Annotated in this window: 10 protein-coding genes and 1 rRNA gene; 6 read left to right on the top strand and 5 right to left on the bottom strand. The window is 71.7% G+C overall.

Annotated elements, in window-relative coordinates; all coding sequences use genetic code 11:
* Positions 1 to 77: ribosomal RNA gene (gene rrf, locus ACIP6U_RS37620) — 5S ribosomal RNA — on the top strand; the annotation flags it as partial.
* Between the two features lie 98 nt (positions 78 to 175).
* On the opposite strand, the gene ACIP6U_RS37615 is transcribed toward rrf, so the two are convergent.
* The 5 genes from ACIP6U_RS37615 to ACIP6U_RS37595 are packed head-to-tail and all read right to left on the bottom strand — an operon-like array spanning position 176 to position 5,849.
* Complete coding sequence (locus ACIP6U_RS37615; protein ID WP_401727182.1) at positions 176 to 1,486, bottom strand: DUF58 domain-containing protein; 1,311 nt, start codon at positions 1,484 to 1,486, stop codon at positions 176 to 178.
* Positions 1,486 to 2,475, bottom strand: a complete 990-nt coding sequence (locus ACIP6U_RS37610; protein WP_401727180.1) for an AAA family ATPase — start codon at positions 2,473 to 2,475, stop codon at positions 1,486 to 1,488. The genes ACIP6U_RS37615 and ACIP6U_RS37610 overlap by 1 nt, the downstream gene beginning before the upstream one ends.
* Positions 2,475 to 3,683 carry a DUF4350 domain-containing protein gene (locus ACIP6U_RS37605; RefSeq protein ID WP_401727178.1) on the bottom strand — a complete coding sequence of 403 codons (1,209 nt, stop codon included), beginning with the start codon at positions 3,681 to 3,683 and terminating at the stop codon, positions 2,475 to 2,477. The genes ACIP6U_RS37610 and ACIP6U_RS37605 overlap by 1 nt, the downstream gene beginning before the upstream one ends.
* Positions 3,680 to 4,459, bottom strand: coding sequence for a DUF4129 domain-containing protein (locus ACIP6U_RS37600; protein ID WP_401727175.1), 780 nt, complete (start codon positions 4,457 to 4,459; stop codon positions 3,680 to 3,682). Before ACIP6U_RS37600 ends, ACIP6U_RS37605 begins: the two co-directional genes overlap by 4 nt.
* A gap of 4 nt (positions 4,460 to 4,463) precedes the next feature.
* Positions 4,464 to 5,849, bottom strand: a complete 1,386-nt coding sequence (locus tag ACIP6U_RS37595) for a hypothetical protein (RefSeq protein ID WP_401727173.1) — start codon at positions 5,847 to 5,849, stop codon at positions 4,464 to 4,466.
* 140 nt (positions 5,850 to 5,989) lie between these two features.
* Here ACIP6U_RS37595 and mtnA point away from each other — a divergent pair, with 140 nt between their 5' ends.
* The 5 genes from mtnA to ACIP6U_RS37570 all read left to right on the top strand — a co-directional run bounded on the left by mtnA (position 5,990) and on the right by ACIP6U_RS37570 (position 12,564).
* On the top strand, positions 5,990 to 7,132 hold the full coding sequence (gene mtnA, locus ACIP6U_RS37590; RefSeq protein WP_401727171.1) for an S-methyl-5-thioribose-1-phosphate isomerase: 1,143 nt from the start codon (positions 5,990 to 5,992) through the stop codon (positions 7,130 to 7,132).
* A 285-nt stretch (positions 7,133 to 7,417) separates the two neighbouring features.
* Complete coding sequence (locus ACIP6U_RS37585; RefSeq protein WP_401727169.1) at positions 7,418 to 7,789, top strand: DUF6083 domain-containing protein; 372 nt, start codon at positions 7,418 to 7,420, stop codon at positions 7,787 to 7,789.
* Between the two features lie 192 nt (positions 7,790 to 7,981).
* Entirely contained in the window at positions 7,982 to 8,671 is a 690-nt protein-coding gene (gene mtrA, locus ACIP6U_RS37580; protein WP_016438163.1) for a two-component system response regulator MtrA, read from the top strand.
* 1 nt (position 8,672) lies between these two features.
* The gene (gene mtrB / locus ACIP6U_RS37575; RefSeq protein WP_401727167.1) at positions 8,673 to 10,742 is read left to right on the top strand and encodes an MtrAB system histidine kinase MtrB; all 2,070 of its coding nucleotides are present in this window, start codon (positions 8,673 to 8,675) and stop codon (positions 10,740 to 10,742) included.
* Positions 10,732 to 12,564, top strand: a complete 1,833-nt coding sequence (locus ACIP6U_RS37570) for an LpqB family beta-propeller domain-containing protein (protein WP_401727165.1) — start codon at positions 10,732 to 10,734, stop codon at positions 12,562 to 12,564. The genes mtrB and ACIP6U_RS37570 overlap by 11 nt, the downstream gene beginning before the upstream one ends.
* Positions 12,565 to 12,623 lie beyond the last annotated feature (59 nt).

The following is a 12,623-nucleotide window of genomic DNA, read 5'->3' as shown; positions in this document are numbered from 1 at the left end:
CGAACCCGGAAGCTAAGCCTTACAGCGCCGATGGTACTGCAGGGGGGACCCTGTGGGAGAGTAGGACACCGCCGAACAATTCTTGAGAAAACCCCTGTACCGGTTATTCGGTACGGGGGTTTTCTGCGTTTCGGGTCTGTACGGGGAAAGCCCCAACCTCCAAACTCCATTGCCGCTAAAGACGTCCCGCCGCCTTGAGAGCCAAATACGCGTCCGCCAGTGCCGGCGCCAGTTCCTCCGGTGTTTCGTCGACGACCGTGACGCCGTGCCGACGGAGTTGTTCCGCGGTGCGGTGGCGTTCGCTCTGAGCCTGGGCGGCGGCTGCGGCCTCGTAGACGGCTTCGGTGTTTCCGCGGGCTGTGGCCATTCTGGCGATGTAGGGATCCGCCACCGATGCCACCAGAATCGTGTGGCGCTGGGTGAGTTGGGAGAGCACCGGGAGCAGGCCCTCTTCGACCGGGGCCGTGTCGAGGCTTGTGAGCAGCACGATCAGGGAGCGGCGAGGGGCCGTACGGAGGGCGGTGGCGGTCAGGCCTCTGGCGTCCAGTTCGACCAGTTCGGGTTCGAGGGTTGCCATCGCGTTGACCAAGGACGGGAGGACATCTCGGGCCGTGCGGCCCTGGGTGAGGGCGCGTACCCGGCGGTCGTATGCGAGGAGGTCCACGCGGTCGCCCGCGCGGGAGGCCAGGGCTGCGAGGAGCAGGGCCGCGTCCATGGAGGCGTCCAGGCGCGGTACGTCGCCCACGCGGCCGGCGGAGGTGCGGCCGGTGTCGAGGACCAGAAGGATGTGGCGGTCGCGTTCGGGGCGCCAGGTACGTACTGCGACCGTGGACTGGCGGGCGGTGGCGCGCCAGTCGATGGCGCGGGTGTCGTCGCCGGGGACGTACTCGCGCAGGCTGTCGAATTCCGTGCCCTCGCCGCGGGTCAGCAGGCTGGTGCGGCCGTCGAGTTCGCGCAGGCGGGCGAGTTTCGAGGGCAGGTGCTTGCGGCTGGTGAACGGGGGCAGGACGCGGACCGTCCACGGGACTTTGTGGGTGCCCTGGCGCGAGAAGAGGCCGAGGGGGCCGTCGGACCGAATGGTCACGCGGTCTGCCTGGCGGTCGCCGCGGCGGGTGGGACGTAGCCGCGTGGTGATGCGACGGCGTTCGCCGGCGGGGACCGTCAGGCGGTGGCGGGAGGCCTCGACCTCGGTGCCGGGCTGCCAGCTGCTCGGGGGCCAGGCGTCACGCACGCGTGCGCGGAGTGGGCGGCCCGAGGAATTGGTGATCGTGAGGGTCACGTCGGCGGGTTCGCCCAGGCGGGCCGAGGTGTCGCCGGAGCGGGCGAGGCCCAGGCGGCGTACGGGGGCGGCCAGGGCGAAGTCGCAGGCGCAGGCGAGGGCCAGGGGGCCGTTGACCGCGAGGAGGCCCCACCAGCTGGGCTCCAGGATGCCGACGGGGAGGGAGCCGATGGCCGCGAGGAGGGCGGCGCGTCCGGTGAGTGCCATCAGCGGGGGACGGGGACGTGGGCGAGGATCGCGTTGATGACCGAGTCGGCCGTCACGCCCTCCATCTCGGCTTCCGGGCGGAGTTGTACGCGGTGGCGGAGGGTGGGCAGCGCGAGGGCCTTCACGTCGTCGGGGATGACGTAGTCGCGGCCCGTGAGCCATGCCCACGCGCGCGAGGTGGCCAGGAGGGCCGTGGCGCCGCGTGGGGAGACGCCCAGGGTGAGGGACGGGGACTCGCGGGTGGCACGGCAGATGTCCACCACGTAGGCGGTGATCTCCGGGGAGACCGTCGTCTTCGCGACGGCGGCGCGGGCGGCTTCGAGGTCGGCGGGGCCCGCTACGGGGCGTACGCCGGCGGCGCGCAGGTCGCGCGGGTTGAAGCCCTCCGCGTGGCGGGTGAGGACGTTGATCTCGTCCTGGCGGGAGGGGAGCGGGATCGTCAGCTTGAGGAGGAAGCGGTCGAGCTGGGCTTCCGGGAGGAGGTACGTGCCCTCGTACTCGACCGGGTTCTGGGTCGCGGCGACCAGGAAGGGGTCGGGGAGGGGGCGCGGGGTGCCGTCGACGGTGACCTGGCGTTCCTCCATGGCTTCGAGGAGGGACGACTGGGTCTTCGGCGGGGTGCGGTTGATCTCGTCAGCGAGGAGGAGGTTGGTGAAGACGGGGCCGGGCTGGAAGGAGAACTCGGAGCTGCGGGTGTCGTAGACGAGGGAGCCCGTGATGTCGCTCGGCATCAGGTCCGGGGTGAACTGGACGCGCTTGGTGTCGAGTTCGAGTGCGGATGCGAGGGCGCGGACGAGCAACGTTTTGGCGACCCCGGGGACTCCTTCAAGTAGTACGTGTCCGCGGCAGAGGAGGGCGACGACGAGGCCGGTCACGGCGGGGTCCTGGCCGACCACGGCTTTGGCGATCTCGGCGCGCAGGGCTTCCAGGGAGGCTCGGGCGGTGCCCGGATCCCCGGTGGTCCCGGCGTTGTCAGTGGTCGGATCCATCATGGACGGCGTACCTCTCTTTCGAGGGCGTCGAGTTGATCGGCGAGTGCGATGAGGGCCGTGTCGTCGCTGGGCGGCGGGCCGAAGAGGAGGGACTGCAGGGTGGTTCGGCCGTCGCCGTGGAGGTGGGCGGACAGAGCGGGGAGCAGGGTCTCGGGCGAGTGCGCCTGGGTGACGGGGACGCCTACGAGGGGGGCGAGTCTGGTGCGGGTGGTGGAGCGAAGAGCGGCGGACGCGCGGTCGCGGGCGTTGGCCTTGCGGTAGAGGCGCGCGCGGCCTTCGACGGTTTCGGAGGCGCGGATCGCCACGGGGAGTCTTTCGGGCACGAGGGGGCCGAGGCGGCGTGCCCGCCACAGGGCGGCGAGGAGTGCCGCGACGAAGAGCTGCAGTGTGCCCCAGAGCCAGCCGGAGGGGAGCAGGTCGAAGAGACCCTTCTCGCCGGTGCCGGTGCCGGTGTCGGTGGCGGAGATGTCGGAGAGCGAGGGGAGGTACCAGACCAGATGGGGGCGGGAGCCGAGGAGTTGGAGGGCGAGCGAGGCGTTGCCCTGGTCGTCGAGACGGTCGTTGAAGAGGATGTCGGGCGCTCCGAGGACCACGGTGTCGCCGTCCCCGGAGGTGTCCGGGATGCGCAGCAGGGTGGCCAGGCGTTCGCTCGGGTAGCACTCGTCGGCGCCGAGGTGTGTGGTGGTGTAGCGGATGCCGCCGGTGTCGGCGCGGCCCGCGGTGCGTGCGGCGGGCAGCGCGCAGTGCGGGGAGAGCGTCGAGTCGAGGCTGGTGGCGGGGTCGGCGGTGACGCCGGGCGCGAGCCTCTCCACGGATGCGCTGCCGGAGGCGACGAGGACGGTGCGTCCGCCGGAGCCGTGGGTCGAGGCGTGCAGCCGGGTCTGTTGGCGGTCGGTCAGCAGGTCGGGGGCGGCGATCAGGAGCGTGGTGTCCGGAGCGGCCGCGGCGCGTGCCTCGTCCAGGGTGGTGACCACGCGCGTGGACACGCCGCGGTCGGCGAGGAGTTCGGCGACGGCGCGGCTGCCGTAGGGGTCGACGGAGCGCGGGTCGAGTGTGCCGTGCCGGGCGTCGGAGCGGATCACGGCGATCACGACGGCCGTCACCAGGACGAGCACGACGCCGAGTGCGATGCCTCGCGCGCGGGTCCACACCTGGCGTGGGGTGGGCGAGACCGAGGTGGCGGGGAGCGTGGCCTCGACGGTCACTGGGCGGCTCCCTGGCGGGCGGTGGGGGCCGTGCTGGGGCTGCTGCTGGTGAGTTGGGGCCTGGTGCGTTCGAGGTCGCGGTCGAGTTCGGCGATGCGGTGGTACGACTGCTCGCTCGCTCTGCGTCCGCCGTATGTCACGTCGTCGAAGTCCCGGGCGGCGGCCCGCAGTCGGTCTGTTTGGGAGGGCAGCGTGCGACCGGCTTCCGCCGCGGCCTCGTCGGCGGTGCGGCCGGGGCGGACGTCGAGGAGGGCCCGTTCCTCCAGGGAGCGGACGATGGCGCGCATGCGTTCCTGGACGGCCTGGTTCCAGTGGCCCTGGGCGGCGTGTGCCTCGGCGGCGGCGCGGTGTTCGGCGGCGCTCCGGGGGCGGTCGTCGAACAGGGCGGCGGCGGAGACGGGTTGGCGGCGCGGTGTGCCCAGGCGCCACCACAGCACGCCCAGTACCGCGAGGACGGCCACGATGACGACGGTGAGGCCGAGCGCCCCGCCCGGCGTCGCGGTCGAGGCCGTGCCGAACAGCTTGTCGACCCATTTCCAGAAGGCGTTCAGGGCGCGCTCGAAGAGGCCGGGGTCGTTCTCGTGGTACATCCGCTTGGACAGCTCGCGCCGGGCGGCCTCCCGCGCGGGATCACGCGGGATCGTCACCGGCGGTTCGTCGCCCGAGCGCAGCGACAGTACGGAGGTGTCGCCGGCCCGCATGAGGCTCCGTACGGCCGATTCGGCGGCCCGTGGCAGTGCCGGTACCGCTGTGAGAACTCCCCCCGCCAGGCTCACCGCATCAGCTCCCCGAGCCGGCTGCGGTGCCGTAGTCCTGGACGCCGGCGGCGCGGGCCAGTTCGAGGTCGAGGGCCTCGCGCCGGATGCGCTGGTCGATGTAGAGCAGCACGGTGACGCCGGCCGTGATCGGGAACGTGATCATCGAGCCGATCACGGCGCCGACACCGCTGATGATGAGGTACGTCCAACCGACGTCGCCGGCACCGGCGTTGAGGAAGCCGCTGACGCCGTCGCCGCTGAAGGCCGAGGCGATCAGGGTGAAGGGGATGACGACGATCGAGGCGACGATGTTGGCGATGACGGTGGCGAGCAGCTGGATGCCGAAGACCCGCCACCAGGAGCCGCGGACCAGCTTCACGGAGCGGCTCATCGACTTCGTGATGCTCTGCTTCTCCAGCATCAGCGCGGGCGAGGACAGGGAGAAGCGGACCATCAGCCACACGGCGACGACCGCGGCTCCGAGGCCGCCCAGGATGCCGAGGGCGGCGCCCGGGCCGTCCGCTCCGGCGACGGCCACGAGGAGTCCGGGCAGGACGCCCACGATGACGATGCCGAACGCGATGAGCAGCAGCAGGAAGATCAGGCCGAACAGCCTGAGCAGCTGCGGGCGTGCGTCGCGCCAGGCCTCGCCGATGGTGACGGATTTGCCGAGCACGGCGCGGCTGGTGACGGTCGTCAGGAGGGCGGTGGCCGTGATCGTGCCGATCAGGGAGACCAGGAAGACGACGCCGCTGCTGATCATGGTGTCGCCCAGGGCGCGGGACACCTCGTCGAAGCTGGCGCTGGGGTCTTCGAGGGCGTCCGTGCTGACGGTGTCGTTGAGGATCAGGCCCTGGACGAGGATGACGATGATCTCGGTGAAGACCGCGACGGTCAGCGAGATGCCGAGGACCGTGCGCCAGTAGGTGCGCATGGTGGAGACCGCGCCGTCGAGGATCTCGCCCACGCCGAGCGGGCGGAGCGGGATCACGCCGGGCTTGGCCGCGGGCGGCGGGCCTCCCCAGGCGCCGCCTCCCCAACCGGGGTAGGGATTGCCTCCGTAGGGCCCCTGACCGCCGTAGCCGCCGGGACCGTAGCCACCGGGGCCGCCGGGTGCGCCCGGGCCTCCGTAGCCGCCGCCGGGGGGCTGTCCGCCCCAGCCGGGGCCGGGTGGTGGGGGCGGCGGGGCCTGGCCCGGGTTCGGGGCGCCGGTGGGCGCGGACCACTGGCCGGCCGGGGGCTGCTCCTTGGACCACTTCGAGTTTTGGTCCTGCGGGTCCGTGCCGGGCTGGCCGGCGGGCTCCGCCGGGCCCGGACGGTCGGTGGGCACGGCCGGGTCGGACGCGCCGGGCTCCTGCCCGTCGGACGGGGCAGATCCGGGCGAGGCCCAGCCCGGAGTGTCGTTCATCGTCGCTCCTTCACGGTGCCCGTCCGCGGTCGCGGTGGCAGGTTGGCTGCCATCGTGCCATGGGGTGGTCACCGGGGTATCGGCCGCGGTATGGGCTGCGCACCTTCAATTGTCGGCCCGGTAAGGGGCAGACTGACCGCATGGCTGATCAGCACGCGCAAACCGGCGAGGACCACAGGCCCACCGAGATTCCGGCGATCCGATGGGAGGAGCCACCCGAAGGCCCCGTACTGGTCCTTCTCGATCAGACGAGGCTGCCGGCCGAGGAGGTCGAGCTGGTCTGCACGGACGCGTCCGCGCTGGTGGAGGCCATCCGTTCGCTCGCCGTGCGCGGGGCGCCGCTGCTCGGCATCGCGGGGGCCTACGGCGTCGCGCTCGCCGCCGCGCGCGGGTTCGACGTGGACGAGGCCGCGGCCGTGCTGGCGGGAGCGCGGCCGACCGCGGTGAACCTCGCCGTCGGTGTGCGCAGGGCCCGGTCGGCGCATCGGGCCGAGTTCGCCAAGAGCGGGGACTCCGAGCTTGCCGCCCGGGCGGCCCTGGATGCGGCGAAGCGGCTGCACCAGGAGGACGCCGAGGCCAGTGCCCGGATGGCCGAGCGCGGGCTGGCGCTGCTGGACGAGCTGCTGCCCGGTGGCGGACACCGGATTCTCACGCACTGCAACACCGGCGCGCTGGTGTCGGGCGGCGAGGGGACGGCGTTCGCGGTGGCCCTCGCGGCGCATCGGGCGGGGCAGCTGCGGCGGCTCTGGGTGGACGAGACGCGTCCGTTGCTGCAAGGCGCTCGCCTGACGGCATACGAGGCGGCTCGCAACGGGATGGCGTACACCTTGCTCACGGACAACGCGGCGGGTTCGCTGTTCGCGGCCGGTGAGGTGGATGCCGTGCTGATCGGGGCGGACCGCATCGCGGCCGACGGTTCGGTGGCGAACAAGGTGGGGAGCTATCCGCTCGCGGTGCTCGCGCGGTACCACCATGTGCCGTTCATCGTGGTGGCACCGATCACCACGGTGGATCCGGACACGGCGGACGGGGCGTCCATCGAGGTGGAACAGCGTCCGGGATACGAGGTGACCGAGGTCGCCGCGCCCCATGCGCCGGTCACGGGAGCGGGCGGCGGGATCCCGGTGGCACCGCTGGGGACCCAGGCGTACAACCCGGCGTTCGATGTGACACCGCCCGAGCTGGTGACCGCGATCGTCACGGAAGAGGGCGCCGTTTCGCCCGTGACGGCCGAGGCTCTCGCCGAGCTGTGTGCCAGGTCGCGCCAGGTGACGACCGGCTGACGGGACGACGTCGCTTCCCTCGACGGCAACGGCCCCTCCACCTGCGGTGATTCGTAGGCCGAGGGGCTGTGACGTGCACGGCTGACGGCATGGCTATGCCAGGGGAGTCGGTGGGCTGCGGTGGCGTGATGTCGGTGCAATGAGGCCAATTCGCGACCTACTGGAATCTGGTCGGATTCAACCTCACTTGAATACATGGGCGGTTTATCGGATCAGGCCTGGTTCGTGTGCGATCGCTGCGGTAAGGCGGGCCCGTCTGTGCGTGAGCGGGGGCGAATCCCTCTCATGGCCAAGCACTGCGACGGCTGCTGGCGCGCTCTCGCCGACGAGATGGCCCAAGTCGATGGAGCCACGGCCCCGCCTCGGCCCGAGCCCGACCCCGACGACATGTCGTGGATCGAACCACCCCGGTGTCCCGAGTGCGGAGCGCTGATCCGCGTGTACCCGACCAACTACGACCGGTGGGTCAGTCTCGCGACGGTGGAGCTCCCGGCCAAGGACGTCCCCGATGTCTACCGCTGGCGTTTGACCACGCTGCGGGGTCGATCACCCGTTCCCACGGATATCGTGGCGGTACGAGTCCGAGGGGTCGACCCACTGCCCGGTGAGCCCGTGGTGCCGGCTCACCGCATGGTGTGTGTCCCCGACGAGGCGTGAGTTTCACGCCACCGTGTCGGGAGCCGTTCCGTCGGTGGCGGCCGAGTGAGCACGCGTACGCGTCGCCGAGCTGACATCCGTCACTGACATCAACGTCGGGGGACGGGGGCAGACAGTGACGACCGCCTGCCACTATGGTCACGGGGCAGTGACCTGCCTCACCTGCACCTTCGCCGCCGTTATGAGAATGGGATGATGTCGTTTATGAAGGGACGAGTCCTTGTCGTCGACGACGACACCGCACTGGCCGAGATGCTCGGCATTGTGTTGCGTGGTGAAGGTTTTGAGCCGTCTTTCGTAGCCGACGGAGACAAGGCGCTGGCCGCCTTCCGGGAGAGCAAGCCCGATCTGGTGCTGCTCGACCTGATGCTGCCGGGCCGCGACGGTATCGAGGTGTGCCGCCTGATCAGGGCGGAGTCCGGGGTGCCGATCGTGATGCTCACGGCGAAGAGCGACACGGTGGATGTCGTCGTGGGCCTGGAGTCGGGCGCGGACGACTACATCGTGAAGCCGTTCAAGCCGAAGGAGCTGGTCGCCCGGATCCGGGCGCGGCTGCGGAGGTCGGAGGAGCCGGCGCCCGAACAGTTGGCCATAGGCGATCTGGTCATCGACGTGGCCGGTCACTCCGTGAAGCGGGAGGGGCAGTCGATCGCGCTGACGCCGTTGGAGTTCGACCTGCTGGTCGCACTGGCGCGGAAGCCGTGGCAGGTGTTCACGCGTGAGGTGCTCCTGGAACAGGTCTGGGGCTACCGGCACGCCGCCGACACCCGTCTGGTGAACGTGCACGTCCAGCGGCTGCGCTCCAAGGTCGAGAAGGACCCCGAGCGGCCGGAGATCGTGGTGACCGTCCGAGGCGTCGGTTACAAGGCAGGGCCGAGCTGACATGTCCGGTGACAGTGCCGCTTCGGCGTCCGGGCACAGCGGGGCCCGCGCGGGGCGGCCTGTCGGCCCGGAGACGGCGGGCTCCCGCTGGGGGAGCCTGCTGGAGGGCGGGCTGCTGCAGGGCGGGGTCCAGGGCAGCCCGGTGCTCCGCCTGTTCATGCGCTGGCTGCGCCGGCCGCTGCTGCCCGTCATGCGGCTGTGGCGGCGCAACATCCAGCTCAAGGTCGTCGTCACGACCTTGCTGATGTCGCTGGGCGTCGTTCTGCTGCTCGGCTTCGTCGTCATCGGGCAGGTGCGCAACGGCCTGCTGGACGCCAAGGTGAAGGCCTCGCAGAGCCAGGCCACCGGCGGCTTCGCGGTGGCCAAGCAGCGCTCCGACGAGGCGGCGGCGGGGACCGGGGACGAGGGTGCCGCGGCGACCGCGGACGACCGTTCCTCGCAGAACGTCATCGCCTGGATGAGCGACCTCGTGTCGTCACTGTCCAGCGGCGGCCAGGGCGCCTTCGACGTGGTCACGCTCCCCGTCGACGACAGCGGTGGCGGTGGCGGGCGCGGCCCGCGTGCCTCCGGTGGCGTCGACCCGACGGTGAGCGTGCCCGAGGCCCTGCGCGACAAGATCAACGACAGCTCCTCGGCAGCCCAGAGCTACACCCGCATCGTCTACAAGGACGGCGGCAAGGAGTCCCAGTCGGCGCTGGTCATCGGCAAGCAGGTCAACGACCCGAACGGTGACCCGTACCAGCTCTACTACCTCTTCCCGCTCACGCAGGAGGAGAAGTCGCTGAGCCTGGTCACGGGCACGCTGGCGACCGCCGGGCTCTTCGTCGTCGTACTCCTGGGGGCCATCGCCTGGCTGGTGGTGCGGCAGGTCGTCACGCCGGTGCGGATGGCGGCCGGGATCGCCGAGCGGCTGTCGGCGGGACGGCTTCAGGAACGGATGAAGGTCACCGGCGAGGACGACATCGCGCGGCTCGGCGAGGCCTTCAACAAGATGGCGCAGAACCTGCAGCTGAAGATCCAGCAGCTGGAGGACCTCTCGCGGATGCAGCGGCGGTTCGTGTCGGACGTGTCGCACGAGCTGCGGACGCCCCTGACGACCGTACGGATGGCGGCCGATGTCATCCATGACGCGCGCGTGGACTTCGATCCGATGACCGCGCGGTCGGCCGAGCTGCTCGCCGACCAGCTGGACCGGTTCGAGACGCTGCTCGCGGATCTGCTGGAGATCAGCCGCTTCGACGCGGGCGCTGCGGCGCTGGAGGCCGAGCCGATAGACCTCAGGGAGGTCGTCCGGCGGGTCCTCAGCGGGGCCGCGCCGCTCGCCGAGCGCAAGGGGACCCACGTACGCGTGATCGGCGACCAGCAGCCCGTGGTGGCCGAGGCGGACGCCCGGCGCGTGGAGCGGGTGCTGCGCAATCTCGTCGTCAACGCCGTGGAGCACGGTGAGGGCAAGGACGTCGTCGTCAAGCTGGCCTCGGCGGGCGGGGCGGTGGCGGTCGCGGTGCGCGACTACGGGGTGGGGCTCAAGCCCGGCGAGGCCACGCGCGTGTTCAGCCGCTTCTGGCGCGCCGACCCGGCACGCGCGCGTACCACCGGCGGTACGGGCCTGGGGCTGTCGATCGCCCTGGAGGACGCGCGGCTGCACGGCGGCTGGCTGCAGGCGTGGGGCGAGCCGGGCGGCGGCTCGCAGTTCCGGCTGACCCTGCCGAGGACCGCGGACGAGCCGCTGCGGGGCTCCCCGATACCGCTGGAGCCCAGGGACTCACGGCGCAACCGCGGACTCGACGACGCCGGGCTGCCGCGCGCGGGCGGGGACAAGGCCGCCACCGTGCCCGCGCAGCCGACCGGGGACCAGATACCGATGACGCCGCGGCTGACCGGTGCGACCGCCACGGCCGACCCGACGGCGCTGCCCGGCAACGGCGCGCGCGTGGTGCCCCGGCCCGTCTCGGGCGCACGACGACAGGACGGGAAGCCCGCCGCCGACGGCGCGCGGAGCGAGACCGCCGGCCGCCAGGACGCCGGGCCGGGGGACGCGAACAAGCAAGGGGAGGCATCTCGTGGGCGCTGACCGCGTCGGGGGCGCTCGGCGGGGGGCCACGCGCGCGACGGCGTACGCCGCCTGTGGCGTCGTACTGCTGGCGGGCTGTGCGTCGATGCCCGACAGCGGGGATCTGCGCGGGGTTGAGTCCACGCCCCGGCAGGACACCCAGGTGCGGGTCTTCGCGATGCCGCCCCAGGACGACGCCCAGCCCTCGGACATCGTGTCGGGCTTCCTGGAGGCGCTGACCAGTGACGATCCGGGGTACTCGACGGCGCGCCAGTACCTGACCCGCACGGCGTCGCAGACGTGGCAGCCGGGGCTGTCCACCACGGTCCTGCAGAACGGTCCGGGGACCGAGGCCATCGGGCACGAGGTCGCCAACGACCTGACGTTCACGCTGACCGGCACCAAGGTCGCCACCGTGGACGAGCAGCAGTCGTACGCGGCCGCCAAGGGGGCCTATGCCGCGCCGGTGCACCTGACGCGGGACAAGAAGACCAAGCAGTGGCGCATCGACCGGCTGCCGCAGGGCGTCGTCATGGGGAAGTCGGACTTCCAGCGCAACTACATGTCCGTCAACAAGTACTACTTCGCGTCGAACACCGCGGCGACCACGCAGGCGCATACCGCGGCGGTCGCCGACCCCGTGTACGTACGCCGGTACGTGGACCCCACGACGGAGATGGTCCGGTCCCTGCTCAACGGGCCGTCGAGCTGGCTCGACCCGGTGGTCCGGACGAGCTTCCCGACGGGTACGGCGCTCAAGAAGGGCGTCAAGGCGCTCACGCCCGACGACCAGAACAAGCTGACCGTGCCGCTGAACGAGAACGCCGCCCGGGTCGGCACGGCGAAGTGCGGCGAGATGGCGGCCCAGCTGCTGTTCACCCTGCAGAACCTCACCCCGATCGTGGACACGGTCGAACTCCGTTCCGGTAGCAAGCGGTTGTGCTCGCTCGGCGACGACCCGGGGGACCTCGTCGACACGCGCGCGTCGGCGCAGCATCCCGCGTACCTGTACTTCATCGACAGCAAGAAGCGGCTGGTACGGCTGTCGGCTGCCAATCCCGGCACCACGCCCGACCCGGTGCCGGGCGCGCTGGGAGAGACCGGCAAGGCGCTGCTGTCGGTGGCCGTGTCCCGGGACGAGCAGTCCGCGGCCGGGGTCGCCGACGAAGGCAAGGACCTGTACGTCGCCTCCCTGGTGTCGGGCGGATCGCTCGGGGACGCCGTGCTGACCAGCCACGGCTCGACGGAGGCCAACCGGCTGACGGCGCCCAGCTGGGACGCGCACGGCGACCTCTGGGTGGCCGACCGCGACCCCGCCGACCCCCGTCTGCTCCTGCTGGAGCAGGGCAGGGGCGAGCCGATCGTGGTGAAGGCACCAGGCCTCGACGGACGCATTCAGGACGTCCGGGTGGCCGCCGACGGAGTGCGGATCGCGCTCGTGGTGGCCAAGGGCGACCGGACGTCGCTGCTCATCGGGCGGATCGAGCGGACCGGCGAGACGGGCGGCGCGGACGAGCGGCCGACGGTCTGGGTGCAGGAACTGCGCTCCGCGACACCGGAGTTGGAGGACGTCACCGCCATGTCGTGGGCCGGGGACAGCCGACTCGTGGTGGTCGGGCGGGAGCAGGGCGGTGTGCAGACGATGCGGTACGTCCAGATCGACGGCTCCACGCCGGAGGGTCCCGCGCCCGCGGCCCTGACCGGGGTCAAGGAGCTCACGGCGGCCGAGGACGAGGGGCTTCCGCTGGTGGCGTACTCGGAGGACGGGATCGTACGACTGCGGTCCGGGGCGCAGTGGCAGAAGGTGGTCACGGACGGGACGGCGCCGGTCTATCCGGGGTGAGTCCCAGCCCCAGTCCTGACCTCAGCCGCAGCCACTAGCTCCGGCCCCCAACGGCAGCC

The sequence above is a fragment of the Streptomyces sp. NPDC088794 genome, from assembly GCF_044750545.1.
In the GTDB taxonomy this organism is placed as follows: Bacteria; Actinomycetota; Actinomycetes; order Streptomycetales; family Streptomycetaceae; genus Streptomyces.
The sequence above is the reverse complement of the archived record's forward strand: the minus strand, read 5'-3'. Positions and strand labels throughout refer to the sequence as shown.

Excerpts from the sequence above, each read along its gene's own strand:
- ACIP6U_RS37615 (WP_401727182.1), bottom strand. The coding sequence starts at position 1,486 with ATGGCACTCACCGGACGCGCCGCCCTCCTCGCGGCCATCGGCTCCCTC.
- ACIP6U_RS37610 (WP_401727180.1), bottom strand. The coding sequence starts at position 2,475 with ATGGATCCGACCACTGACAACGCCGGGACCACCGGGGATCCGGGCACC.
- ACIP6U_RS37595 (WP_401727173.1), bottom strand. The coding sequence starts at position 5,849 with ATGAACGACACTCCGGGCTGGGCCTCGCCCGGATCTGCCCCGTCCGAC.
- mtnA (WP_401727171.1), top strand. The coding sequence starts at position 5,990 with ATGGCTGATCAGCACGCGCAAACCGGCGAGGACCACAGGCCCACCGAG.
- ACIP6U_RS37585 (WP_401727169.1), top strand. The coding sequence starts at position 7,418 with ATGGCCAAGCACTGCGACGGCTGCTGGCGCGCTCTCGCCGACGAGATG.
- mtrA (WP_016438163.1), top strand. The coding sequence starts at position 7,982 with ATGATGTCGTTTATGAAGGGACGAGTCCTTGTCGTCGACGACGACACC.
- mtrB (WP_401727167.1), top strand. The coding sequence starts at position 8,673 with ATGTCCGGTGACAGTGCCGCTTCGGCGTCCGGGCACAGCGGGGCCCGC.